At 64.0% G+C, this 24,280-nt stretch carries 20 protein-coding genes and 2 pseudogenes; 16 read left to right on the forward strand and 6 right to left on the reverse strand.

Translation table 11 applies throughout. The features are described from left to right. Positions 1-1,312: 1,312 nt before the first annotated feature. The 4 genes from I6F09_RS11190 (at position 1,313) to I6F09_RS11205 (ending at position 5,306) form a co-directional block, all read left to right on the forward strand. Positions 1,313-2,932 carry a hypothetical protein gene (locus I6F09_RS11190; RefSeq protein WP_225188058.1) on the forward strand — a complete coding sequence of 540 codons (1,620 nt, stop codon included), beginning with the start codon at positions 1,313-1,315 and terminating at the stop codon, positions 2,930-2,932. A gap of 62 nt (positions 2,933-2,994) precedes the next feature. Further along, on the forward strand, positions 2,995-4,038 hold the full coding sequence (locus tag I6F09_RS11195) for a TAXI family TRAP transporter solute-binding subunit (RefSeq protein ID WP_157783996.1): 1,044 nt from the start codon (positions 2,995-2,997) through the stop codon (positions 4,036-4,038). Continuing rightward, complete coding sequence (locus I6F09_RS11200; RefSeq protein WP_074447514.1) at positions 4,035-4,664, forward strand: hypothetical protein; 630 nt, start codon at positions 4,035-4,037, stop codon at positions 4,662-4,664. Before I6F09_RS11195 ends, I6F09_RS11200 begins: the two co-directional genes overlap by 4 nt. Positions 4,665-4,688: 24 nt before the next feature. Next, positions 4,689-5,306, forward strand: coding sequence for a hypothetical protein (locus I6F09_RS11205; protein ID WP_225188059.1), 618 nt, complete (start codon positions 4,689-4,691; stop codon positions 5,304-5,306). A gap of 280 nt (positions 5,307-5,586) precedes the next feature. Here the strand turns inward: I6F09_RS11205 and I6F09_RS11210 are convergent. Beyond that, a pseudogene (locus I6F09_RS11210) lies at positions 5,587-5,739 on the reverse strand (SDR family NAD(P)-dependent oxidoreductase); the annotation flags it as partial. Positions 5,740-5,921: 182 nt separating this feature from the next. On the opposite strand from I6F09_RS11210, the gene I6F09_RS11215 reads away from it, so the two are divergent. From I6F09_RS11215 to I6F09_RS37695, 3 genes and pseudogenes are all read left to right on the forward strand, one after another. Continuing rightward, positions 5,922-6,692 (forward strand): methyltransferase domain-containing protein, encoded by a 771-nt coding sequence (locus I6F09_RS11215; RefSeq protein WP_225188060.1) that lies wholly within the window; start codon positions 5,922-5,924, stop codon positions 6,690-6,692. Positions 6,693-6,955: 263 nt separating this feature from the next. Then, positions 6,956-7,432: pseudogene (locus tag I6F09_RS37690) on the forward strand (TRAP transporter small permease subunit); the annotation flags it as partial. 219 nt (positions 7,433-7,651) lie between these two features. Next, the gene (locus I6F09_RS37695) at positions 7,652-8,932 is read left to right on the forward strand and encodes a TRAP transporter large permease subunit (protein ID WP_036025977.1); all 1,281 of its coding nucleotides are present in this window, start codon (positions 7,652-7,654) and stop codon (positions 8,930-8,932) included. Positions 8,933-9,173: 241 nt separating this feature from the next. On the opposite strand, the gene I6F09_RS11230 is transcribed toward I6F09_RS37695, so the two are convergent. Next, entirely contained in the window at positions 9,174-10,244 is a 1,071-nt protein-coding gene (locus tag I6F09_RS11230) for a glycosyltransferase family 4 protein (RefSeq protein WP_036004379.1), read from the reverse strand. Between the two features lie 274 nt (positions 10,245-10,518). Here I6F09_RS11230 and I6F09_RS11235 point away from each other — a divergent pair, with 274 nt between their 5' ends. The 4 genes from I6F09_RS11235 to I6F09_RS11250 are packed head-to-tail and all read left to right on the forward strand — an operon-like array spanning position 10,519 to position 16,422. Next, a complete protein-coding gene (locus I6F09_RS11235) occupies positions 10,519-12,282 on the forward strand; it encodes an ABC transporter ATP-binding protein (protein WP_036004382.1) in 1,764 nt (587 codons plus the stop codon). A 58-nt stretch (positions 12,283-12,340) separates the two neighbouring features. Beyond that, entirely contained in the window at positions 12,341-14,545 is a 2,205-nt protein-coding gene (locus I6F09_RS11240) for an amylo-alpha-1,6-glucosidase (RefSeq protein ID WP_036004384.1), read from the forward strand. 18 nt (positions 14,546-14,563) lie between these two features. Further along, complete coding sequence (locus I6F09_RS11245) at positions 14,564-15,085, forward strand: PRC-barrel domain-containing protein (RefSeq protein WP_036025949.1); 522 nt, start codon at positions 14,564-14,566, stop codon at positions 15,083-15,085. A 23-nt stretch (positions 15,086-15,108) separates the two neighbouring features. Next, entirely contained in the window at positions 15,109-16,422 is a 1,314-nt protein-coding gene (locus I6F09_RS11250) for an MFS transporter (protein WP_225188061.1), read from the forward strand. 39 nt (positions 16,423-16,461) lie between these two features. Here the strand turns inward: I6F09_RS11250 and I6F09_RS11255 are convergent, their stop codons facing one another. The 4 genes from I6F09_RS11255 to fixL form a co-directional block, all read right to left on the reverse strand. Next, entirely contained in the window at positions 16,462-17,160 is a 699-nt protein-coding gene (locus tag I6F09_RS11255) for a helix-turn-helix domain-containing protein (RefSeq protein WP_036025973.1), read from the reverse strand. A gap of 103 nt (positions 17,161-17,263) precedes the next feature. After that, positions 17,264-17,680 (reverse strand): response regulator, encoded by a 417-nt coding sequence (locus tag I6F09_RS11260; RefSeq protein ID WP_036025947.1) that lies wholly within the window; start codon positions 17,678-17,680, stop codon positions 17,264-17,266. A 43-nt stretch (positions 17,681-17,723) separates the two neighbouring features. After that, positions 17,724-18,341 carry a response regulator FixJ gene (fixJ, locus tag I6F09_RS11265; protein WP_036025946.1) on the reverse strand — a complete coding sequence of 206 codons (618 nt, stop codon included), beginning with the start codon at positions 18,339-18,341 and terminating at the stop codon, positions 17,724-17,726. A gap of 3 nt (positions 18,342-18,344) precedes the next feature. Continuing rightward, entirely contained in the window at positions 18,345-19,862 is a 1,518-nt protein-coding gene (gene fixL, locus I6F09_RS11270) for a sensor protein FixL (RefSeq protein WP_225188062.1), read from the reverse strand. A 217-nt stretch (positions 19,863-20,079) separates the two neighbouring features. Here fixL and I6F09_RS11275 point away from each other — a divergent pair, with 217 nt between their 5' ends. The 5 genes from I6F09_RS11275 (at position 20,080) to I6F09_RS11295 (ending at position 24,275) form a co-directional block, all read left to right on the forward strand. Beyond that, positions 20,080-20,913, forward strand: coding sequence for a universal stress protein (locus tag I6F09_RS11275; protein WP_225171708.1), 834 nt, complete (start codon positions 20,080-20,082; stop codon positions 20,911-20,913). 40 nt (positions 20,914-20,953) lie between these two features. Next, positions 20,954-21,379 carry a CBS domain-containing protein gene (locus I6F09_RS11280; protein WP_225134168.1) on the forward strand — a complete coding sequence of 142 codons (426 nt, stop codon included), beginning with the start codon at positions 20,954-20,956 and terminating at the stop codon, positions 21,377-21,379. Positions 21,380-21,700: 321 nt separating this feature from the next. Beyond that, positions 21,701-23,350: a cytochrome-c oxidase, cbb3-type subunit I gene (gene ccoN, locus I6F09_RS11285; protein ID WP_036004408.1), complete on the forward strand. Its 1,650-nt coding sequence runs from the start codon at positions 21,701-21,703 to the stop codon at positions 23,348-23,350. A 12-nt stretch (positions 23,351-23,362) separates the two neighbouring features. Further along, complete coding sequence (gene ccoO / locus I6F09_RS11290; protein WP_225188063.1) at positions 23,363-24,097, forward strand: cytochrome-c oxidase, cbb3-type subunit II; 735 nt, start codon at positions 23,363-23,365, stop codon at positions 24,095-24,097. 13 nt (positions 24,098-24,110) lie between these two features. Beyond that, a complete protein-coding gene (locus I6F09_RS11295; RefSeq protein WP_225188064.1) occupies positions 24,111-24,275 on the forward strand; it encodes a cbb3-type cytochrome c oxidase subunit 3 in 165 nt (54 codons plus the stop codon). The last annotated feature ends 5 nt before the right edge of the window (positions 24,276-24,280 follow it).

Here is a 24,280-nt window from a genome sequence, read left to right on the forward strand (position 1 = left end):
TTCGGCGTCGCAGTTTTCGCGTTGTGCCGCGCACGCCACCTGCCGCAGGACTTCGGCGAGGGCTGAGACCCGGAAATCCGTTCTGCCTCCAAACCGAATGGGATCGAACGCGGCGGCCTCATCTCGACTGACGGCGCTCTGCTTGTCCTCGCCAAACGCGGCGGAGGTCAAGTGAACTGCGGCAACGAGCATCAAGAGGCCGACCCCAACCCTCACGCTCTTCAATGTCGAACGCATCGCATGAATTCCTAGAACTGATACCGCCGCAAGCCGCCCATCCACCGGGATCACCGCTCCCGTGATGTATCGCGCCCGCGAGGCGAAAAACACCACGAGCGCACGCACCCATGCGGTCAAGCCAGGCCGTTTTCGGCGATTTCAAGCCAGCTGTGGTGGCACGAGAACAACCGAAGGACACGCCTGAGTGTGTATCGGGCATGGGCCCAAGTGAAGGCCCGCATCTGGGAGTTACGGCCCCAAAATTTGAGGCGCTCCCGACGCGGGCTTGGGCTGTCGACTCGCCTACTGCCAAGATCGGCGCCGCATCGCCAAGGTACCAGTGACTTTTGAACGTTTGCGCATTCGTCGTTCCTCAGCCTTTTCCAGGCGGGTACGAAGGTTCTGAAGCTCCGTCAGTTGAGAGCTGAGCGACAAAACACGTTGACGCAGAATCGCAATACGGTCGCACTGACCACGAGTACTCATGACGCGCCCTAAACTATGACTGTCAGGAAATGAACAGCTGGGCCAAGAAACAGAATGGACTTAAACCTATGAGTGTTGATGACCATAGCAAAGGTTCATGAAATTTGATTGACACGCGCGGCAGGGACGTCGCCGACCGCGATCGGAACATGCCAAAGATCAAAGCGCCGTTGGATCGGTGATTTTGCGCGACCACCCCAGTTCGATTCCGAGTTCTTACGGAAAACCGCTGCTAGAGCACAAGCCCGAGCACCAGCCAGCTGGCAACAGACAAACAGACGCCAATTCCCAAATACGGCAATGCAATGCGCATGGTCATTCCTCCATGCCTAGACGCGACGAGAACATGGTCAGATACGCAGATTCGGGGCGCCAGCCCTATATTCCATGCGATGTATGAGGTGTTTAACGGCATCCGACGAGCATATTTAATTTGACTTTTGAATATGGTCAAAATTATATGTATTTGAGTTAATTGCTATATTTAATTTGGGCGTGTCGCCGCGCCGCAACACATTATCTACGCGTGTTCTGATCGGGTGCCGAAACCATGCGAACAGGCTGGGCGATCGCTCCATTGGAGTTGCTCTTGAGAGAGGCGTGATGCATGCGCCAATCAATCGATACTGCACCCAGGGACCGAGAAAGCACCCGAATAGAAGATGCGGCGGAGGAGCTCGGTCACGGGTCGCCCGAGACGGGCAGATGGGGCGCAAAGGACGGCTCAGCGCTCCGCTCTTCACGGACCCATTGGTGGGGTGAGACCGAGGATAACGATCCGGAGGAGACGGGTAGTTCGCTCATTGCAGCTGTCGTTCTGGTCGCCCTTATCTTCGCTGGGGTGACCCTGCTCGGTGCTTTCGACCCGTTCAACGCACAACCGACTGCCGAAACAACTCGAATCGACGGCGGGAGCGCCGCCGGCCTCGACCAGCGGCCTGATTTCGCGACCGGATCGCCAGCACTCCTTCAGAGCGAAATGTCCGAGGCCCCGATTCAGGCGGTCTCCGCAAGCGCGGCGGGCCCGCCACCACGGCTCGACGCCGATGGGCGCAGTGACGCGCTCTCCGGTGAACTGGCCGGCGCGCGCAGGGAGCTCGAAGAGGCGGTCCAGCGCACGCATGCAGCGGAAACTGCCACGGAGGAGCTGCGGCAGTCTCTTCAAATTGAGCGAGCCCGCAGCGCCGCCTTCGCGGACGAACTTGCCGGAACCCGCCGCGAAGTAGAGGCTCGTATCGCGCAGGCGCGCGAGGCGGACGAGGTGGCCGCACAGCAGAGGGATGCGGCGGCGTGGGAGATCGCTGAACTGCGGCAGTCCCTGCAGCAGGAGCGGGAAAAGAGCGCCGTCCTGGCGAAGCGAGTGAGCGCCGCGCAGGCGATAGCGGCAAGCGCTGAGCAAGAACGCTACGAGGCGCAGTCACGCGCCGCCGCCCTCGCGAGCGAGCTTGCCGGCATGACTGGCGGATCGGCTACGGCCGACGGTGCGACGGCGGAGCAAAGCGAGGCGGTGGGCGGGGAGATCGCGGAATTGCGGCAGTCCTTGCAGCAGGAGCGCGAAAGGAACGCAGCCCTCGCGCAACAAGAGGACGCCGCGCGGTCGGCAACGGCGAACGCCGAGCAACAACGCCGTGCCCTCGAAGAGGCCCAGGCTCATGCTGCCGCGCTGGAGAGCAAGCTTGCGCAAACGCGCGGCGTCATCGAATCGCTGAACGGGCATCTGCGCGAGGCGAACGATGCAGCCTCGCAGCAGAGACAGGCAGCGAACCGGGAGATCGCCGAACTGCGACAGTCGCTGGAGCGGGAGCGGAGCAGGACTGAAGCCAGGGAGAGCGAGATCGCCTCGGTATCGCGCCTTATCGATCAGCACGCCCCGGCGGCGCAAAGAAACGGCGGCCCGACCTTGTCGACGGCGCAGAACGTGACCGCAACGGAGCCGCCGACGAATCCAGGCCAGGACGAGGTGGAGGCCCGATTGATCCCGCGTGCCAGAGCGTTGCTCGATCAGGGCAATATCGGTGCAGCGCGGATTGTGCTCGAGCTTGCGGCTGAGAAGAACAGTGCGCAGGCCACCTTCATGCTCGCGGAGACATATGATCCGGCGGTTCTGTCGGCTTGGGGTGCCTATGGAACGCGCGGCGAGGCGGCCAAGGCGCGCGAGCTCTACGCGAAGGCACAGAGGAGCGGCATTCGCGGAGCCAAGGAACGACTGGATGCATTGCATCACTGAGAGTGGGCTTTGCATTCATGCCGGGAAGAGTGGTGACGGTGGGCAATCCGGAAAGGAACGACATGAACAAGCTGCCAAGGTCGCTCTCGTCGCTCGTGCTCGCCGCGCTGGTGCCGATTGCCGTGCTGCTTCAAACGACTTGCCTGGAAGCACAAACCGCAAGATCCGCCAAGGCCGATGCACAAATGCTCCGACGGCCGCTCCCTCAGGAGAGCGAAAAGGGCCGGATGAACGCCTGGACCGTCGGGCTCGCCGGCGGCCTGCTCGAGGGCGCGCCGATCCGCCTCGCGGCAGAAATGGCCCGTGTCGTCGACGACGGAGCAGAGCTGCATCTCCTGCCGATCGTCACCCGGGGCGCCACCGACAATCTGAATGCGCTGCTCTATCTGCGTGGTGTCGATACCGCGATCATCAATTCCGACGCGCTCGAGGAGTACAAGCTTCAGGTTCCGCAGATCCAAAGCCGCATCACTTATCTGCTCAATCTGTTTCCGTCCGAGTTGCACATCTTCGTGCGGCCGGAGATCACGAGCCTGCAGGACCTTGCCGGCAAGAAGGTGAACTTCAATACTCAGGGCACCGCAGCCGCCTATTCCGGTCCGCTGATCTTCAGCCGCCTCGGCATCGACGTCGACAAGACGTTCATTCCGCATCAGCTTGCCCTGGAACAGATGCGCAAGGGGGAGATGTCGGCCGTCGTGTTCATCACGTCGAAGCCCGTGGACGCCTTCGTGCGAGGCCGCTGGGAAGCTGGATTCAAGTTCCTGCCGGTCCATTACGACAGGAAGTTCGAGGACTATTATCTGCCGGCGACCTTGAACGCCAACGAGTATCCCAATCTGATCAAACAGGGTGAGCGGGTTGCGACTCTTGCCGTGCCGACGGCTCTCGTTGCATTCAACTGGCCGCCACGCTCAAACCGCTATCAACGCGTGGCGCGCCTCGTCGAGTACCTGTTCTCGCGGATTGACCGCCTGCAGGCACCAGGCTTCGATCCGAAATGGCAGTCCATCAATCTCGCGGCGTCCGTCCCCGGGCTCACCCGCTTCCCGGCTGCGCAGGAATGGCTGGATCGCAAGGCACGCAGCGTACAGGCGAGGCCATGAAGAGTGCCGTTCCTCCGTTCGCCGTCGCCTTGAACGTAGCCTGCGGAATCGCTTACGCGCAAGACACGGGCGATGCCGTCGAATCACTTCGGGCTTGTTCGGCGATGGAAGGGCGGGGTCGGCTGGAATGCCTGCAAGAACTGTCACGTAAGATTCCGCCGCCCGGGCGGCGGGCGTCAGACGGCGGCTGGCTGATCAGCGAGACCACCTCGCCGGTCGACTATTCACCCGTCGTCACCGCCACCACCTTTTCGGTTGGCGGCTCGGATGGAGCCACGATGCAACTCGCAATCCACTGCCGCAAAGGCCGAACGGAAGTCACGGTCGCCGGACCGGCGCTGTCACGGAGCGCCAACGAATACGTCATCTCCTTTCGGCTGAATGCGGACACGCCGATGCAACTCGCGGCGGCGTCGCCGTCATTCGGCTCCGGCGTCGCTTTCGGGGGCGACGTCGTAAAGTTGCTGAACGCGCTACCCGACGAGGGTCACATCGTCGTGCGCCTTTTCGCCCGCACTGGTCAGGTGCAAGACGGACAGTTCCTGCTCAGCGGATTCGAGAACGTGCGCAAGAGAATGGCGGCTGCATGCAAATGGCCACATAGCGTCGCCAGACCGGGAAGGTGATGGTCAAGGAACGGGAGACACGAGATGATCAATCCGAAGTTGACGATAGCAATCATCGGCGGCCTGGCGATGGTGCTTCTGGTCGAACCAAGCGCGCAGGCGCAACAGGACAACCAGTTGATCCCGCAGATGAGCGAGAAGAATCAAGCACGCGATCCGAAGCAACCGACTAGACGGATGCACGTGAGCAAGCCGGGGCAGACTCACACGAGCAAGCAAACCGCTGCGACACGGGCGGCGATGGCTCAGGCGACAAAACCCGAGATCGTCAAAAAGCCGCACCAGCTGATATTGCAGGTCAATTCCAACGAACCTGCGATGATGAACCTCACGCTCAACAATGCCACCAATGTCGCGCAATATTACCGCGATCTCGGTGAACCAGTCTCAATCGAGATTGTCACCTTTGGTCCCGGTCTTCATATGCTGCGCGATGATACCTCGCCGGTAAAGCCACGCATCGAGGTGCTCGCGATGAGCAATCCCGAAATCTCCTTCAAAGCCTGCGGCATCACCCAGGAAAATATGCGGAAGGCGGAGAACAAGGACATCAATCTGATTCCGCAGGCGACGGTGGTCAAATCGGGTGTCGTCCGCGTCATGGAGCTGCAGGAACAGGGCTGGAGCTACGTCAAACCGTGAGGTCCGGCGACAATGAGGCCGTCGGATGCGCAGTTAGAGCGGAATGGCTTTAGGTTGAATCGATTGCCACGGGCTCGGTGCAACCTCTCCCGCTCTTGTCCGCCGAAGCCTTGGCGAAGGCGGATGCGGGAGAGGTCACGCCACCGGCTCGCGCCCACGGCGCGCCCGACGACAGGCTCCGGCGCGGGTCAGGGCTTTCTCCTCTCGGGGCTATCCCATTGCGGAAACATTCCCCAGCCCTCTCTCACAAGCGGGAGAGGGAGTGCACTTGCCTGGTAGCAATCTCCTTCACCAGCTCGGCGAGGAGATCGGTACGGCGCGCCACGCCGATGACGCGCACGCCTTCGGCGGCGAGGCCCCTGGCGATGGCGCGGCCGATGCCGATGCTCGCGCCGGTGATGACAGCGGTTTTCGATTTGAGCCCGAGGTCCATGGTCGCACGCTCCCTTGGTCCTGCCTGCTTTTTGTTGTTCGTTTGCCGCTCTGTCCCGCGGGCTTGCGAATTGCCCGACCGGGACGAGCAGTGGTAACCAAGAGGCTTGCCGAAGGACAAGAGCCTTGTTTAAGGACAAAAGCCTTGGCGAAGGAAATACGAAAAACAAAAGGCGTCGAAGGATGGTCTGGGATCCGCAGCAATATCTGAAGTTCTCCGGCCATCGGCTCCGGCCCGCCGTCGACCTGTTGATGCGGATTCCCGATTTTGTCCCACGCGCGATCGCCGATCTCGGCGCCGGCGCCGGCAACGTCACCAAATTGATCACGGAGCGCTGGCCGGAGGCACGCGTGACCGGGGTCGAGGGCTCGGCGGAGATGGTCGCGGCAGGACGCAAGGCCGCGCCTGACGTGGAATGGTCACATGAGGATCTCGGCCATTGGAGTCCCGCTGGGCAGTACGACTTGATCTATTCCAATGCCGCACTGCATTGGCTGCCCAATCATGCGGCACTGTTTCCGTCGCTGATGGAGAAGGTGACGCCCGGGGGCATGCTCGCGGTGCAGATGCCGCGCAATTTCCTCGCGCCTTCGCATGTGCTGATCGGCGAGACTGCGCTCGACGGCCCATGGCGCTCCAAGGTGGAGCATCTCGTCACCCCGCCGCCGGTGGAAGGGCCGGGCTTCTATCACGATCTGCTCGCGCCGATGTCGGCCAACATCGACATCTGGGAGACCGAATATCTGCAAGTGCTCGAAGGCGACAATCCCGTGAAGGAATGGACCAAGGGCACCTGGCTGACGCGCTATCTCGACGTGCTCCAAGGCGAGGAGAAGGCCGCGTTCGAAGCCGCCTACGGGATGCGCGTCGCGAGCGCCTATCCGAAGAATGCGGCGGGGCAGACGCTGTTCCCGTTCCGGCGCCTCTTCATGGTCGCGCAACGGAAAGGCTGATGGCGCTGCCGCAATGCGGCATAGCACGCGTTGCCTTGGACTCGCGCGGATGCCGGCTTGCGCATCCGGCGGTCATCACGTTAGCTTGGCAGCGCTTAGCTCTCATTGTTACCGACGGCTGCGGCCCAATAACAACAGTACCAACGGTCGGGGGCAATTGCGCTCCCGGCCGTTGCGCTTGAATGATCCAATCCGGGGGGACCAAGTTGCTGCGTGTGCTGAATCGCTTTCTCGATCATCTCGAGGAATGGCTGATCGCGACGATGATCGCGGCTGCGACGTCGCTCATCTTCGTCGCGGTGGTGCACCGTTACGGCGCCGGGCTGTCGATCGACCTCGCCAAATGGGCGGAAGCCCGCAACCTCACCGTCCTCGCCGTGCCCGCGCGCGCGACGTTCGCCTGGCTTGCCGCGCTCGATTTGTCATGGGCGCAGGAGCTCTGCATCTACATGTTCATCTGGATGGCGAAGTTCGGCGCCGCCTATGGCGTGCGGACCGGCATCCATGTCGGCGTCGACGTGCTGGTCAACATCCTGCCCGGCGGCTCGCGCCGTCGCATCATCACCTTCGGCCTGCTGTGCGGTGCGCTGTTCACCGCCATCGTGGGCTATTTCGGAGCCGCCTTCGTCAGCCACATGTGGCACAGCGGCCAACAGTCCAACGACCTCGAGGCGCCGATGTGGGTGGTGTACCTCACCATTCCGATCGGCTCCGGCCTGATGTGCTTCCGCTTCCTGCAGGTCGCCTGGTCGTTCTACCGCACCGGCGAGCTGCCGCATCACGATATGGCGGGCGTCGAGGGCGTCGAGGCGGATCCGGTGCATCCTGCGCCGGTCACGCCCACCCAGGTGGTCCGGGACGAGCGCAGCCCGCTCGGCTGGATCCTGATGCTGCTGCCGGTCCTGATCGTCGCGCTGTGCTTCGCGCATGCGGCCCATGTCATCACCTTGCCGCAGGGCCTGCGCGTCTTCATCGTGTTCGCGCTGCTGCTCTCGCTGATGCTGACGGGCATGCCGATCTCGATCGCGCTGGGTCTGACCGTGCTCAGCTTCATGTTCACGCTGACCGACGTGCGAACCGAATCGGTGGCGCTGAAGCTGTTCACCGGCATCGAGAATTTCGAGATCATGGCGATCCCGTTCTTTATCCTCGCCGGCAACTTCCTGACCCATGGCGGTGTGGCGCGGCGGATGATCACCTTCGCAACCTCGCTGGTCGGCCATTGGTACGGCGGGCTCGCGCTGTCGGGCGTGGTCGCCTGCGCGCTGTTCGCCGCGATCTCCGGCTCCTCGCCGGCGACGGTGGTGGCGATCGGCTCAGTGATCCTGCCCGCGATGGTCGCGCAAGGCTTTCCGAAGCGGTTCGGCGCCGGCGTGATCACGACGTCGGGCTCGCTCGGCATTCTGATTCCGCCATCGATCCCGATGGTGCTCTACGCCGTCTCCACCAACAGCTCGGTAGGCAAGCTCTTCATCGCCGGCATCGTGCCGGGGCTTGCGCTCGCCACGCTGCTCGGCATGACGACGTTCTATCGCGCCTGGCGCAACGACTATCCGCGGATGCCGAAGGCGACCTTCATGGAGCGTCTCGATGCGTTCCGCAAGTCGATCTGGGGCATCCTCCTGATCGTGATCGTGATCGGCGGCATCTACAGCGGCCTGTTCACGCCGACTGAAGCTGCCGCCGTCAGCGCGGTCTACGCCTTCATCGTCGCGGTGTTCATATACAAGGACCTGAAGCTGCGCGACGTGCCGCGCGTGCTGCTGTCGTCGGCCAACCTTTCGGCGATGCTGCTCTACATCATCACCAATGCCGTGCTGTTCTCGTTCCTGATGACCTACGAGAACGTGCCGCAGGCGCTGGCGCAATGGATGATCGACCAGGGCCTGGGCTGGATCGGTTTCCTGCTGCTCGTCAACATCCTGCTGCTGCTCGCAGGCAACGTGATGGAGCCGTCCTCGATCATCCTGATCATGGCCCCGATCCTGTTTCCGGTCGCGGTCAAGCTCGGCATCGACCCGATCCATTTCGGCATCCTGATGACGGTCAACATGGAGGTCGGCCTGTGCCATCCGCCGGTCGGCCTCAATCTCTACGTCGCCTCGGGCATCGCCAAGATGGGGATCACCGAGCTCACGGTCGCAGTGTGGCCGTGGCTGCTGACGATGCTGGGCTTCCTCGTGGTGGTGACCTATTGGCCGGGCCTGTCGCTGTGGCTGCCGCGGCTATTGGGGATGTAGCGGGGTGAGCGGCGTAGGAAGGATGTTCGAGATCGCCGAGCCGAAGCGGGTGAGGGTCGGGTAGGAGGCCGTCGCCAAGTCCTCCGTCATTGCGAGCGCAGCGAAGCAATCCAGAGTCCCTCCGCGGAAAGATCCTGGATTGCTTCGCTGCGCTCGCAATGACGAATTGATAGGGCCGGGCGCTTACGCAAATCATGGCCGGTACTGGCCCGGCCATGAGGTTTGCGCCTAAGTTGCCTTCCTACTCTGCGCTGCTCACCAGCTTGATCCGCGGTGCCTGCGCCTCGGTCAGGCTGCGATATGCGGCGAGGTAGTCCAGGGCCATGCGCCGCGCGGTGAAGCGCGTTTCGAACTGCTTGCGGATCGCGGCGCGGTCGAGTTGCGGAAGCCGGTTCACCACGCCCGCGGCGCTGATGACGTCCTCGACGATGAAGCCGGTGAGGCCCTCGTCGATGATCTCCGGCACCGAGCCGCGGTTGAAGGCGACGACCGGCGTTCCGCACGCCATGGCCTCGATCATGACGAGGCCGAACGGCTCCGGCCAGTCGATCGGCAGCAAGAGGCCGAGCGCGCCGCTGAGGAAATCCGACTTCTCGTGATCGCTGATCTCGCCGATGAAATCGACCAACGGATTGTTCTCGATCATCGGCCGGATCAGCTCGTCGTAATAATCCTGGTCGGCACGGTCGACCTTGGCCGCGATCTTGAGCGGAATGCCGCAATGGGTCGCGATCTTGATGGCGCGATCGACGCCCTTCTCGGGCGCGATGCGGCCGAGCACGGCGAGGTATTCCTGTTTCGCCGGCTTCGGCGTCAGCAGCTTCTCCGGCAGGCCGTGGTGGATCGTCGTCACCCAGTTCGCCTGCGGCACCGGCCGCCGCTGCGCATTGGAGATCGAGATGACCGGCATCTTGGTGAACGTGTTGAAGACCGGCTGATGCTCGGGAAGATCGAGCCGGCCGTGCAACGTCGTCACGAACGGGGTCGGCTGGCGGTGGAACAACGACCAGGGATAATAGTCGAGATGGAAGTGGAGGAAATCGAACTCCTCGTCGTCACATTTTTGCCGCACCCGCTCCAGCAGCACCATGTGCAGCGCGTTGGGATCGCGCACGGAACCGTCGAGCCGAAGCGCCCGCGGCCATAATGCATCGAGCTTGGCCGATGTCCGCGAGTCGCCGCTGGCGAAAAGCGTCACGTCATGGCCCAGGGCCACCAGCTCTTCCGTCAACCAATGCACCACCCGCTCGGTGCCGCCATACAGCTTGGGTGGAACAGCCTCCGTCAACGGAGCTACCTGCGCGATGCGCATCTCACCATCTCCTCTGCGATCATGAAGTTGAAACCCCCGCCTTAACGGCACCGGCAATGCCAGACGAGGGAACGTTCCCGCACCTGCGAAGTTCCTTCCCCCGAACGTTACATATTCGACACGTCGGCGGAGCGTCGCGATGCTGCCACTACATCTTCGCACATCGTCCGCATCCGCATGTCGTGATGGGATTGCCCGGGAACCGAGGCGAAGCGGTCGATGTTCACTCGACCAGTAACGAAACGAAAAATCAGCATAACGGGGCGACAGCCATATGGATCAGCTTTCTGGGTACGCGCGTAGGCCATTTGCCTTTGTCCTGCGCTATCTCCGGCGTCGTCTCGCGTCGCATTTGGTGATCCTGACCGCGGTCGTGGGGGCCGTTGCCTGCTCCGTAGGCACCCAGTATGGCGTCAAAGCTCTGGTTGACGCCTTGTCGGCCGGTCCCTCGTATGGCGGTGGCGTATGGCTGGCATTCATTCTGCTCATGTCACTGATTGCCGCCGACAACTTCCTGTGGCGGATCGCAAGCTGGACGGCGAGCTTCACCTTCGTCCGGGTCACGGGCGATTTACGGCGTGACATATTTCGTCATCTGACCGGGCACGCCCCGAGCTACTTCTCGGACCGGATGCCCGGCATGCTGACGAGCCGCATCACCGCGACCTCGAACGCGGTGTTCACCGTCGAGAACATGTTCGTCTGGAATGTGTTGCCGCCGTGCATTGCCACAATTGCGGCAATCATCCTGATTGGAACCGTCAGTCCCTACATGGCGCTCGGCCTGATCGCGATCGCGGGCGGTATGGTGGTTGCGATGTTTCGTCTGGCCGCGGCCGGCAAGCCGCTGCATGACGATTTCGCCGACAAGGCCGCATTGGTCGACGGCGAGATGATCGACGTCATCAGCAACATGCCGCTGGTGCGCGCCTTCTGCGGCATCAGCCACGAGCATGAGCGGTTCGACGCGACCGTGAACCAGGAGCTGACCGCGCGCAGCCGTAGCCTGCGTTATCTGGAGAAGCTGCGGCTGTTGCATGCCGTCATCACCGTGCTTCTGACCATTGCGCTGATGGCCTGGGCGATCTCGCTCTGGCAGAAGGGCCAAGCGACGACCGGCGACGTCGTGCTGGTCTGTACGCTCGGCATCTCGATCCTGAGCGCGACGCGCGATCTCGCGGTGGCGCTGGTCGACGTCACCCAGCACGTCGCGCGTCTGACAGAGGCGATCGCCACGCTGCTGGTGCCGCACGAGCTCCGCGATCATCCCGAGGCCGAGCCCCTGGTCAAAAGCGGCGCGGCCATCGCGTACAACAACGTCACCTTCGGCTATCCCGGCAGCGACAAGATCTTCGAGCGCTTCAGCCTGCGCCTCCAGCCCGGCCAGCGCGTCGGACTGGTCGGCCAGTCCGGCGGCGGCAAGTCGACGCTGTTCACGCTGCTGCAGCGCTTCTACGACGTCGACGAGGGCAATATCACCATTGACGGCCAGGACATCTCGAAGGTGACGCAGCTGAGCCTGCGCGAGGCGATTTCCGTCGTGCCGCAGGACATTTCCTTGTTTCATCGCTCGATTCGCGAGAACATCCGTTATGGTCGGCCGAACGCGACCGACGACGAGGTGCTGCGCGCGGCGATCGCAGCGCGCTGCGACTTCGTCGAGAGCCTGCCCGAGGGCCTCGACACCATGGTCGGCGACCGCGGCGTCAAGATGTCGGGCGGCCAGCGCCAGCGCATCGCGATCGCGCGCGCCTTCCTGAAGGACGCGCCGATCCTGCTGCTGGACGAGGCGACCGCCGCGCTCGACAGCGAATCCGAGGAGGCGATCCGCGAGGCGCTGTCCCGCCTGATGCGCGGCCGCACCGTGATCGCGATCGCTCATCGCCTTGCGACGCTGCGCAATTTCGATCGTGTCGTGGTGTTGAGGAATGGTAAGATCATCGAGGACGGCTCGCCCGAGCGCCTGATGCAGGGTCACGGGCCGTATCGTGAGCTGGTCACGCAGGAAATGAGCCGGCTCGCGCAAGCCGCCGCGTAAACCAACAGTCGCGTTCTCGAGTCGGTCGCGTTTCGAATCAAGCGCAGGGGAGCAGCTCATGTCGGCAGAAGCCGTAACCCAGTTCGTCTCCGTGACGCGGACCCCGGAACAGGTCGCGGAACAGCCCTTCTACATTCCGATGACCGGGCCCTCGGCCCGGCCGCGGCGTTCGCTCAAGCACGACGACACCTTCATCGTGCTCGACAGCCACGGCGACATCGGCGCGTCCGCTGGCGGGCCGGACGGACTGTTCCATCACGACACGCGCTATCTTGCGCGGCTGGAGCTCGTGCTCGACGATCTCCAGCCGCTGCTGCTCGGCTCGAATCTGCGCGACGACAATTCGGCGTTGACCGTCGATCTCACCAATCCGGACATCTACCGGCAGGGCAACCTCGTTCTACAAAAGGACCTGTTGCACGTCGTGCGCACCATCTTCCTGTGGCGCGGCACCGCCTACCAGCGCATCGGCGTGCAGAACCATGGCGACCGGCGCACCAGCTTCGAGCTGACGCTGCTGTTCGGCAACGACTTCGCCGATCTGTTCGAGGTTCGCGGCGAGCGGCGGCCGCGCCGCGGCGTCGGAACCGGCCGGCTGCTCGGGCCGACCGACGTCCTGTTCGAGTATCGCGGCCTTGACGACGCCGAGCGGACCACCGGCCTGCATTTCGATCCGCGTCCGACGCGGCTCTCGGTCAACGCTGCGACCTGGGAACTCGACCTTGAGCCGCACCAGGCCAAATCGCTGTTCGTGGCCGTGTCCTGCAACCGGCCGCTGACGGAGAAGCCGGTGCGGTTCTTCCCGGGTCTGCTGGCGCACCGCCGCGAGATGCGGCAGTCGACCATGGGCGCGGCCAGCATCGAGACCTCCAACAACATCTTCAACGAGGTGCTGTGCCAGGCCATGGCCGACCTCAACATGCTGATGACCGAGACGCCGCAGGGACGCTATCCCTATGCCGGCATTCCCTGGTACTCGACGACGTTCGGGCGCGACGGCCTCATCACCGCGCTGCAGATGCTCTGGGTCGATCCGCGCATTGCCAAGGGCGTCCTGCGCCGGCTCGCGCATTTCCAGGCCGCGGCGGTCGATCCGCTCGCGGACGCCGCGCCCGGCAAGATCCTGCACGAGATGCGCGGCGGCGAGATGGCGGCGCTCGGGGAAGTCCCGTTCGCGCATTACTACGGCAGCGTCGATTCGACCGCGCTGTTCGTGCTGCTCGCAGGCAGCTATTTCGAGCGCACCGGCGACGAGGCCACGTTGATCGAGCTGTGGCCCGCGATCGAGGCGGGGCTCGCCTGGATCGACGGTCCGGGCGATCCCGATCAAGACGGCTTCGTCGAATACCAGCGCGCGACCGAGAAAGGGCTGGCGAACCAGGGCTGGAAGGATTCCTATGACGCGATCTTCCATGCCGACGGCCGGCTTGCCGAGGGCAATATCGCGCTCGCGGAGGTCCAGGGCTACGTCTTTGCCGCCAAGCAGCTCGCGGCGCGTTGCGCGCTGCGGCTCGGCAAGCCGGACCGCGTGCGCAAGCTCGAGGCCGAAGCCAGGGCGCTCGCCGAGCGCTTCGAGCAGGCGTTCTGGTGCGAGGAGCTCGGCACCTATGCGCTCGCGCTCGACGGCAAGAAGCGGCCCTGCAAGGTGAGGACCTCGAATGCCGGGCAGATCCTGTTCAGCGGCATGGTCCGCGAGGACCGCGCGCGTCTCGTCGCCGCCGATCTGATGCGGCCGCATTTCTTCTCGGGCTGGGGCATCCGCACCGTCGCGCAAGGCGAGGTGCGCTACAACCCGATGTCCTACCATGACGGATCGATCTGGCCGCACGACAACGCGCTGATCGCGCTGGGGCTGGCGCGCTACGGCCTCAAGCATTCGGTGGCGCATGTCTTCAAGGGTCTGTTCGATGCCGCGACCTACATGGATTTGCGCCGGTTGCCCGAATTGTTCTGCGGCTTCCGGCGCGAGAAGCGGCGCGGGCCGACGCTGTACCCGGTCGCCTGCGCGCCGCAGGCCTGGGCCAGCGCGACGCCGTTCACGCTGCTGGAGGCGGCACTCGGCCTCGAGTTCGACGTCGCGCGCGGCGAGATTCGCCTGCGCAACCCGCATCTGCCGGCGTTCCTCAACGAGGTGATCCTGCGCGATCTGCGCCTTGGCGAATCCAGCGTCGATCTTCGCGTCAGCCGTCACGGCGACGACGTGGCGCTGGAAGTGTTGCGCACGCGCGGTCAGATCCAGGTCTCGATCGTGCTGGCGCGCTAGAGGCGCGAGGAGGAGGTCATGCGTGCGATCGGAAGGTTGGTCTTGGGCGTGGCGATCGTCGCGGGCTTGACGGTCGCCGAATCGCGCGCGGCCGAGGAGCCGCCTGCATCCCCGAGCGAGGCAAAGGCACCGGCAAATGTGCAACCGCCGGCTTCCACGGTGCCCGTCACGCCCAAGGACGCCGCGCCGCCGCCATCGGTGACCATCATCGGCGCGAGCGAGGCCCACGGCGTTCTCGGCCGCGACGTTCGCAGCGCCGCCGGCGAGGACATGGGTCGCATCGTCGACGTCATCGTCGATCGCACCGGCCATGTCCGCGCTGCGGCGATCGATTTCGGCGGCTTCCTCGGCGTCGGCAGCCGCAAGATCGTCGTCGACTGGAACGCGCTGCGCTTCGGCAAGATCGCCAACAAGAAGGACAGCATCACGCTGGAATTGACCAAGGCGCAGGTCGCGGCCGCACCGGAATACAAGGAGGACACGCCGATCGTCGTGCTCGGCGCGTCCGGCAGCCTTCAGCCGCTGCAAGCGATCCAGTGAGGTGCAGGGAGGGCTGACCGCCCGTGCTGTTGTCGAGGAAGCCGAATCATGCAGATCGCGGCGGCGTCGTCGAGCAGGACAACGTCGCGGAGCCGGCGGCTGCGGGCATTCCGGCGCCGTCGCGCCAGAGCCTGCGCGGCCTCGACTGGTTCATCTTCTTCCTCGCCGACGTGCAGACCGGATTCGGTCCCTTCATCGCGGTCTATCTGACGACGCAGAAATGGACCCAGGTCGAGATCGGGTTCGTGCTGTCGATCGGCGGCATCGTCGCCCTGATCGGCCAGATGCCGGGCGGCGCGATCATCGATGCCGCGAAATCGGAGCGCCTCGTCGCTGCCCTCGCGATCGCGACCATCGGCGCCTGCGCGCTGGCCTATGCGGCGATGCCGATCTTCGCCGTCGTGGTGACCGCCGCCACGCTGCATGCGATGGCGAGCTGCGTGCTCGGGCCGGCGATCGCCGCGATCAGCCTCGGCCTCGTCGGCCCGCTCGCGATCGGCGAGCGGCTCGGGCGCAACGCGCGCTTCGCCTCGCTCGGCAACGGCGTCGCGGCGGCGGTGATGGGCACCGCGGGCTACCTGTTATCGAGCCGCTCGGTCTTCCTGGTCACCTTCCTGCTCGTGATTCCAACCCTGATCGCTCTGTCGCGCATCCGCGAGAACGAGGTCGACATCAGGCGCTGTCACGGCGAGCTGCCGCCTGAAGCCGCCGACCGCGGCGATCCCAATATCTGGCACCTGATCCGGCAGCGCCCGCTCATCGTGTTCGCGCTCAGCGTGCTGCTGCTGCAGCTCGCGAACGCCGCGATGATGCCGCTGATGGCGAGCGCGGTGACGGCGCGATCGAGCCAATGGGCGACCGTGCTCGTCGCCTTTTGCATCGTCGTTCCGCAAGCGATCGTGGCGCTGCTGTCGCCGACGGTGGGGCGCAAGGCGCAAGCGTGGGGCCGGCGCCCGCTGCTGCTGATCGGATTCGGTGCTCTGGCGATTCGCGGCCTGTTGTTTGCGACCGTGCGCGATCCGTATCTGTTGGTGCTGGTGCAGGTGTTCGACGGCATCACCGCGGCGGTCTTCGCGGTGATGATCCCGCTGATCGTCGCCGACGTCGCGTTCGGCAGCGGGCATTTCAACCTGGCGCAGGGGATCGTCGGCACCGCAACGGGCATCGGCGCGTCGCTGAGCACGGTGCTTGGCGGCTATGTCAGCGACAAGTTCGGCAATGCCACCGCATTCATCGGGCTGTCCGGCGTTGCCGCAGCGGGGCTCCTGCTGATCTTCTTTGTGATGCCGGAGACGCGGCGCACGGGTCTGACCGCCACCAAAGAAGTGGCCGACTGAAACGAATTCAGCCGGCCAAAGTGGGGGGAGGAAGAAGCATCAGGCGTCGAGATTGTGCAGGCGCTGGCGGTTGCGCAGCACGATCTGGCGGGCACCGGAGAAACCGAGGATGCCCTGAGCGTGAAGCTGCGACAGCGCGCGCGACACGGTCTCCAGCGTGAGGCCGAGATAGTCGCCGATGTCGCGGCGGCACATCGGCAGCGCCATCATGCCGGCGACGGCGAGGCGGCGGTCCATTTCGAGCAGGAAGGTCGCGACGCGCTCCATCGCAGTCTTGCGGCCCAGCAGCAGCATGTGGTCCTCAGCGTGGCGCAGCTCGCCGGCGGTCATGGCCCAGAGCTTGCGGGCGACCTGCACGTCGGTGCCGGCGGCCTTTTCCAGGCTGGCGCGCTTCACGAGGCGAACGCTGGTGTCGATGATGGCTTCAGCGGCGAGGCGGTGAGCGGGACCGGATTCGAGGCCGAAGACGTCGCCGGGAAGATGGAAGGCGCCGATCTGGCGGCGGCCGTCGGAGAGAAGCTTGTAGCTGCGTACTGCGCCGGTGACGACCTGATAGACATATTCGGCCGCCTCCTCCTCGCCATAGATCTCCTCGTCCTTGCCGTAGGAGAACTCGGTGGCGACCAGACCGACATGGCCCACGATCGCGCCGAACTGGTCGGTAACAGGGTGGGCAGGGGCAATCTTGCCACCGATTTGGGTGTTGATCGCCGGGGTGTTGAGCGTCTGGGTCAGCATCTGCGCCATCTCCGTTGTGATGACGCTTTCCTACGTGGTATCGGGTGCCTCGAAAATTTCGCGAGATATCTTAAGGGGGGTGCCTTACGTAGAATCCCGTAGGTCAGGCGCGGGGGCGGTCCTTGATCGCGTGGCGGATGCACTTGACGAGGTTTTCATCCAGAAGCGGCTTCAAAACCACGTCCTTGATGCCCGCCATCGCGGCCCGGGCCGAGATGTTCTCGTCGGGATAGCCGGTGATCAGGATCACGGGCGCGTCGCGGTGGGATTTGCGAAGCCGGCCGGTCAAATCGATGCCGTTGATGTCGGGCATCTTGTAGTCGATGACGTAGCAGTCCGGCCCGGGGGCGGCGCCAAGATTGAGCAGCGCCGTGCCGCTCCTGAAGGTCCGCACGGCGAAGCCGTCGGTTTCCAACAGAAAACGCAGGGATCCGAGGACTGCGGCATCATCATCGACCACAAAGACGGTGGGTTGTGGGGAGGACGATGGCCGCGCACCATGTGGGCTGACATCAACCATGCTGTCTGACTAGCATGGCCCCGTGAAGCCGCCTTGACCTGCCTCAATCGTTGAGCATGCCGGCGCGCATCGCGAGGCGAACCAGTTCCGAAAGGCTGCTCGCCTGCATCTTGGTCATGACGTTGGCCCGGTAGACTTCGATGGTCCGCGGGCTGATGTCGTATTCGCGGGCGATCAGCTTATTGGAGAGGCCCGCGACCAGCCCCTCCATGACCTGGCGCTCCCGCGGGCTCAAGGATGCGACGCGGGCAGCGATGTCCTGCGCGACGGCTTCGTTCCTGGCGGCGGGCTCGGCCTGGCGGAGCGCCGACTCGATCATGGCAGTGAGACGGTCGTCATCGAATGGTTTTTCCAGGAAGTCGACCGCCCCGAGCTTCATCGCCTCGACCGCCAGCGGCACGTCGCCGTGACCGGTCATGATCACGATCGGAAACGGGCTTTGCTGCGCCTTCATCCGCTTCAAGAGCTCGATGCCGTCGAGGCCGGGCATGCGCACGTCGGAGACGATGCAGCCGAAACCGAGGCCGGGCAGGGCTTCAAGAAAGGCGAGCGCGTCGTCGAACAAAGTGACGGCGAAGCCGGCGGAATCCAGCAGGAAGTTCAGCGAGTCCCGCATCGCCGCGTCGTCGTCGATGACGTAAACATTTCCCTTGGTCGTCATGGATCAGCTCTCGTCGGTTGCCGGCAGGGTGAAGCGGAACGTCGCTCCGCCCGCTGCGTTGCTCTCGGCCCACATGCGGCCGCCATGGGCCTCGATGATCGAGCGGCTGATGGAGAGTCCCACGCCCATGCCGGTGTCCTTGGTGGTGAAGAAGGTCTGGAACAGGTTTGGAATGATGTCTTCCCGGAAGCCGATGCCGGTGTCGGCGACCTCCACCTCGATCATGCCGTCGGCGACACGGGTGTTGGCGACAACGAGCTCGCGCCGCTGCGACTGCGCCATCGCCTCGAGCGCGTTGCGAAACAGGTTGACCAGCACCTGCTGAATCTGCACCCGGTCGGCGAGAACGAGGTCGGCGTCGGGATCGAGGCTGAAGCGGAGCTGCACGTTCTGCTCGCGCGCGCCGGCGAGCCCGAGCGCGCCGGCTTCCTCGATAAGCTTGGACAGGCTCTCGACCCGCTTCTCGGATTCGCCGCGGGAGACGAAGTCGCGCAGGCGGCGGATGATCTGGCCGGCGCGCAATGCCTGTTCCGCCGCGCGGTCCAGCGCGCTTTCGACCTTCGGCATGTTGGGATCGGTGCTGCCGGCGAGGAGGCGCCGCGATCCCTTCATGTAATTGCTGATCGCCGCCAGCGGCTGGTTGAGCTCGTGGGCGAGCGCGGAAGCCATCTCGCCCATCGCGGTCAGCCGCGACACGTGCACGAGCTCGGATTGCAGCTCCTGGAGCCGCGCCTGGGTCTGCTGGTGCTCGGTGAGGTCGCGGACGAAGCCGGTGAAATGGGGCTCGCCCGCGCGTTGCGTCTTCCCGACGGACAGGTGCATCGGGAAGGTCGTGCCGTCGCGGCGTTTGCCCGTCACGATCCGGCCGATGCCGATGATGTGCGGATCATTGGTCCTGAGATAGCGCGTGAGATAGCTGTCGTGACGCGACTGATCGGGCTCCGGCATGAGAATGCTCACGTTCCGGCCGATCGCTTCCTGCTTGCTGTAGCCGAACAGCCGCTCCGCCGCGCTGCTGAAGAGCTGCATGATGCCGCGTGAATCGATGACGATCATGGCATCGGGCACCGTTTCGAGAATCGAGCGAAGATGATTCTCCTGGGACCGCAGGGCCTCTTCGAGCTGCTTCTCCTCGTTGATGTCCAGGAATATCCCGCTGAGATGACGCGGCATGCCCGCATCGTCCCGGATCACGCCGGCCCTGGCCCGGATCCATTGGCCGTTTCCGGACGCGCCGCTGACCTTGAAGGACAAGTCGAGGCCCCCGCCACCTTCCGATGTGCGCCCGATCGCCTTCAGGAGGTGGTCCCGATCGCCCGGCTCCAACAGGGAAAGAAAGAGATCGTAGCTGACGGCCCGGTCCGGCTGCAGGCCGAACAGTCGCCTGGCCGTGTCCGACCAGTCGAGCTCGCGAGTCTGCAGGTCGAGGTCCCAGGTGCCGACCCCGAATCCCTCGATGCGGACTCGGAAATGCTCGCCCCGACCATCGTCTGCCGGATGGTTCCCGCGGGTCGGCGCCAAGGTTCTGCTCCTATTCTCGGCGGACCGGCAGGATGCCGTTACCGCTTCGGCAATGTCGCCCAAGGCTCGGCCGGAGGCAAGCGTGGACGTTGAATCCACTGCCGGACTCCCCATTCCGGGAGAGTGGGCAGCCAGAGACCTCGATTTGATCTAGCTCAGCCTGTTGCGCGGCAGCAGGTCTAGGATTCAAAAAATTCTGTAATGCTGGAGATCCCCGATGACATACGCCACCGTCATGGTCAGCCTGGCGCTCGATCAGCCCAACGAAGCGCGTCTTCAGGTCGCAGGCGAGCTCGCCGAACGATTCGAGGCGGCCATCGTCGGGGTCGCTGCGGCGCAGTTCGTCCCGCCGCTCTATTTCACCGACGGCGCAGAGGCGCAAGCGCTGATCGACGAGGGCGAAGCTTCGATCAAGCGGCGGCTGGCCGGGCTCGAAGCGCAATTCCGCGCCGCCGTGAAGAATCGCGGTGGGCATGCGGAGTGGCGCAGCGCGATGGATTATCCGGCCCGCTTCGTCACGGCGCAGGCGCGTTGCGCCGACATCGTCGTCAGCGGCGGGCAGAGCCCGGCCTTCTCCGATGCTTTCTCGCTGGCGAGTCCCAAGGACCTGGTGATGCAGACCGGCCGCCCGCTGCTCGTCGTTCCCGACCGGGCCAACTGGCTCGACCTGCGCAGCGTGCTGGTGGCGTGGAAGGACACGCCGGAAGCGCGGCGGGCGGTGGCGGGCGCGCTGCCGATGCTGCACAAGGCGAAGGACGTCACCATCGTGGAAATCCCGGAGCGGGGCGACGACCGTTCGGCCGTGATGGCCGGTGTCAGCGACGTTGCCGCCTGGCTCGGCCGCCACGGCATCACCGCGACTGCGCGGGTTCTCGAGGCCGCAGGAAACGAAACCCCTGCTGCGCGGTTGGAGAAAGTCGCCGGCGACACCGGCGCGGGCCTGATCGTCGCGGGCGCCTATGGTCATTCGAGATTTCGCGAACTGATCCTCGGAGGCGTCACCCAATATCTGGTGACGCAAACCGTCCGCAGCGTGCTGCTGTCGCACTGACCATCGTCCGGCCAGTTGGAGGAATCGAGGAGGACGCGCCGTGTACCAATTTCTTGAACAGACCGTCGACGGCTACATGACGCGCAACGTCAAGACGGTGCAGCGCGGCCTCGATTTGTTCCAGCTCAGCGAGATGTTCGAGACCGACGATTTCAATTCCTATCCGGTCGAAGACGACGGGCAGGTGGTCGGCATCGTCACCAAGTTCGACATCCTGAAGTGCTTCGCCTTCACGCCGAGCCAGATGTTGCCGCGCTACGACGACCTGATGAGCCGCAAGATCGGCGACGTCATGACGCCCGAGTTCATCTATGTCAGCCCCGACACGCGGCTGACGCGCGTGCTCCAGATCATGGTCGAGCACCGCATCAGGAGCATCATCGTGCTCGACGGCACACAGAAGCTGGCCGGCATCATCGCGCGCGAGGACGTCATCGCGGCGCTCAAGGCGACGGCGCGGGAGTGAGGTCTGGATCCTTCTGTTCCAACCTCCGCGATTTCACGGAGGTTATCTATCTTTCTTCCCTTCTCCCCTTGCGGGAGAAGGTGGCGCGAAGCGCCGGATGAGGGGTCCGCTTCAACGGAAAAACTTTTCGTGCGGAACCAACCCCTCACCCAAGTGAGTTTGCCGCACCTTTCTCGCTGCCCTCTCCCACAAGGGGAGAGGGCATTTCAACTGGCACTGCATCGGCTCACATTAACAGAAATCCATCTATCTTGATTTCAATCAATTCGCCGCGAGGGTGGATGTGGTTTCTGGCAGCGTGTTCTTTCAGAGAGAATCCGCATGAGCCAGCCCTCCATCTCAAAATCCATGACCATCGGTGAAAGCGGCTTGGCTGTCGTATTCGCAGTCACCGCTTTCCTCTGCGTGATCGCCTCGGCCAAGGCGCTCGATGCGCCCTTCGCGTTCCACGCTGCGCTCAGCGCGGCGGCGAGCCTCGCTGCGGTGTTCTTCATCGTCAACCGCTACTTCGAGCGGCCGGCGGCGCTGCCGGCCCAGGAGATCAACGGCCGCCCGAACTACAGCATGGGGCCGATCAAGTTCTCGGCCTTCATGGCGATGTTCTGGGGCATTGCCGGATTCCTCGTCGGCCTCATCATCGCCTCGCAGCTGGCCTGGCCCGCGCTGAACTTCGATCTGCCCTGGATCAGCTTCGGCCGCCTGCGTCCGCTGCACACCTCCGCCGTGATCTTCGCCTTCGGGGGCAACGTGTTGATCGCGACCTCTTTCTACGTGGTGCAGAAGTCCTGCCGCGCGCGCCTTGCCGGTGACCTCGCGCCGTGGTTCGTCGTGCTCGGCTACAACTTCTTCATCCTGATCGCCGGCACCGGCTATCTGCTCGGCGTCACCCAGTCGAAGGAATATGCCGAGCCGGAATGGTACGCCGATCTGTGGCTGACGATCGTCTGGGTCGTCTATCTGCTCGTCTTCCTTGCCACCATCTTCAAGCGCAAGGAGCCGCACATCTTCGTTGCGAACTGGTTCTATCTCGCCTTCATCGTGACGATCGCGGTGCTGCATCTCGGCAACAACCCGGCGCTGCCCGTTTCGGTGTTCGGTTCGAAGTCCTACGTCGCCTGGGGCGGCATCCAGGACGCCATGTTCCAGTGGTGGTACGGCCACAACGCGGTCGGCTTCTTCCTGACCGCCGGCTTCCTCGCCATCATGTACTACTTCATCCCGAAGCGCGCCGAGCGGCCGATCTATTCCTACCGGCTCTCGATCATCCACTTCTGGGCGCTGATCTTCCTCTACATCTGGGCAGGTCCCCACCATCTGCACTACACGGCGCTGCCGGACTGGACGCAGACGCTCGGCATGACCTTCTCGATCATGCTGTGGATGCCCTCCTGGGGCGGCATGATCAACGGCCTGATGACGTTGTCGGGTGCCTGGGACAAGCTGCGCACCGATCCCGTGCTGCGCATGCTCGTGGTCTCCGTCGCCTTCTACGGCATGTCAACCTTCGAAGGCCCGATGATGTCGATCAAGGTGGTCAATTCGCTCAGCCACTACACCGACTGGACCATCGGCCACGTGCATTCCGGCGCGCTCGGCTGGGTCGGCTTCGTCTCCTTCGGCGCGCTGTACTGCCTGGTGCCGTGGGCCTGGAACCGCAAGGGCCTCTACAGCCTCAAGCTCGTCAACTGGCACTTCTGGGTCGCCACCCTTGGCATCGTCCTCTACATCTCGGCGATGTGGGTCTCCGGCATCCTGCAAGGCCTGATGTGGCGCGCCTACACCTCGCTCGGCTTCCTCGAATATTCCTTCATCGAGACCGTCGAGGCGATGCATCCCTTCTACATCATCCGCGCCGCAGGCGGCGGCCTGTTCCTGATCGGCTCGCTGATCATGGCCTACAATCTTTGGATGACGGTTCGCGTCGGCGAGCAGGAAGTCCAGATGCCCGTCGCTCTTCAGCCGGCGGAATGAGGAGCTCAAGCAATGTCGTTCTGGACACGCCACCAAATCTTCGAAAAGAACTCGATCATCCTGATTGTCGGCATCCTGCTGGTGGTCGCGGTCGGTGGTCTCGTTGAGATCACTCCGCTGTTCTACCTCAAGAGCACGATCGAGAAGGTCGATGGGGTCAGGCCCTACACGCCGCTGGAGCTGGCGGGGCGCAACGTCTATGTCCGCGAGGGCTGCTATCTCTGCCATTCGCAGATGGTCCGGCCCCTGCGCGACGAGGTCGAGCGCTACGGCCACTTCTCGCTCGCCGCCGAGAGCATGTACGATCACCCGTTCCAGTGGGGCTCCAAGCGCACCGGCCCGGATCTCGCCCGTGTCGGCGCCAAATATTCCGACGAGTGGCACGTCACCCATCTGGCCAACCCGCGCGCGATCGTGCCGCAGTCCGTGATGCCCGGCTATCCGTTCCTCAGCAAGGCCGAGGTCGACCCGGATGCGATCGCCGGCGACATGCGCACCCTCAGGACCGTCGGCGTCCCTTATAGCGACGAGCAGATCGCCAATGCCGCCGGCGACCTGAAGGCCCAGGCCGATCCGGACAATGCCGGCACCGACGCCTTCACCAAGCGCTACGCCAAGGCCGTCGTACGCAATTTCGACGGCAAGACCGGCACGCCGACCGAGATGGACGCGCTGGTCGCGTACCTGCAGATGCTCGGCACGCTGGTCGACTTCAAGATCTACAACGAGAAAGCCAATCTTCGCTGAGAAGGCATGAACGATGAAAGCCATCCTGACCGTCCATAATCTTGCGTCCGATCTCGCGACGACGATCTGGACACCGGTGTTCGTCGCGATCTTTCTCGCGATCATCGCCTACGCATTTTGGCCCCGTAACAAGGCTGCGTTCGACAAGGCAGCGCACCTGCCCTTGCGGGAGGAGTGAGAAAA

Source organism: Bradyrhizobium sp. IC3195, from assembly GCF_020193585.1.
Lineage (GTDB): Bacteria > Pseudomonadota > Alphaproteobacteria > Rhizobiales > Xanthobacteraceae > Bradyrhizobium > Bradyrhizobium yuanmingense.

Bases quoted from the DNA above. Each gene is read 5' to 3' on its own strand.
- I6F09_RS11215 (WP_225188060.1), top strand. From the start codon at position 5,922: ATGGTCTGGGATCCGCAGCAATATCTGAAGTTCTCCGGCCATCGGCTC.
- I6F09_RS11235 (WP_036004382.1), top strand. From the start codon at position 10,519: ATGGATCAGCTTTCTGGGTACGCGCGTAGGCCATTTGCCTTTGTCCTG.
- I6F09_RS11295 (WP_225188064.1), top strand. From the start codon at position 24,111: ATGAAAGCCATCCTGACCGTCCATAATCTTGCGTCCGATCTCGCGACG.
- I6F09_RS11190 (WP_225188058.1), top strand. From the start codon at position 1,313: ATGCGCCAATCAATCGATACTGCACCCAGGGACCGAGAAAGCACCCGA.
- I6F09_RS11205 (WP_225188059.1), top strand. From the start codon at position 4,689: ATGATCAATCCGAAGTTGACGATAGCAATCATCGGCGGCCTGGCGATG.
- I6F09_RS11230 (WP_036004379.1), bottom strand. From the start codon at position 10,244: ATGCGCATCGCGCAGGTAGCTCCGTTGACGGAGGCTGTTCCACCCAAG.
- ccoN (WP_036004408.1), top strand. From the start codon at position 21,701: ATGAGCCAGCCCTCCATCTCAAAATCCATGACCATCGGTGAAAGCGGC.
- fixJ (WP_036025946.1), bottom strand. From the start codon at position 18,341: ATGACGACCAAGGGAAATGTTTACGTCATCGACGACGACGCGGCGATG.
- I6F09_RS11255 (WP_036025973.1), bottom strand. From the start codon at position 17,160: ATGCTGACCCAGACGCTCAACACCCCGGCGATCAACACCCAAATCGGT.
- ccoO (WP_225188063.1), top strand. From the start codon at position 23,363: ATGTCGTTCTGGACACGCCACCAAATCTTCGAAAAGAACTCGATCATC.
- I6F09_RS11245 (WP_036025949.1), top strand. From the start codon at position 14,564: ATGCGTGCGATCGGAAGGTTGGTCTTGGGCGTGGCGATCGTCGCGGGC.
- I6F09_RS11240 (WP_036004384.1), top strand. From the start codon at position 12,341: ATGTCGGCAGAAGCCGTAACCCAGTTCGTCTCCGTGACGCGGACCCCG.
- I6F09_RS11195 (WP_157783996.1), top strand. From the start codon at position 2,995: ATGAACAAGCTGCCAAGGTCGCTCTCGTCGCTCGTGCTCGCCGCGCTG.
- I6F09_RS11260 (WP_036025947.1), bottom strand. From the start codon at position 17,680: ATGGTTGATGTCAGCCCACATGGTGCGCGGCCATCGTCCTCCCCACAA.
- I6F09_RS11275 (WP_225171708.1), top strand. From the start codon at position 20,080: ATGACATACGCCACCGTCATGGTCAGCCTGGCGCTCGATCAGCCCAAC.
- I6F09_RS11200 (WP_074447514.1), top strand. From the start codon at position 4,035: ATGAAGAGTGCCGTTCCTCCGTTCGCCGTCGCCTTGAACGTAGCCTGC.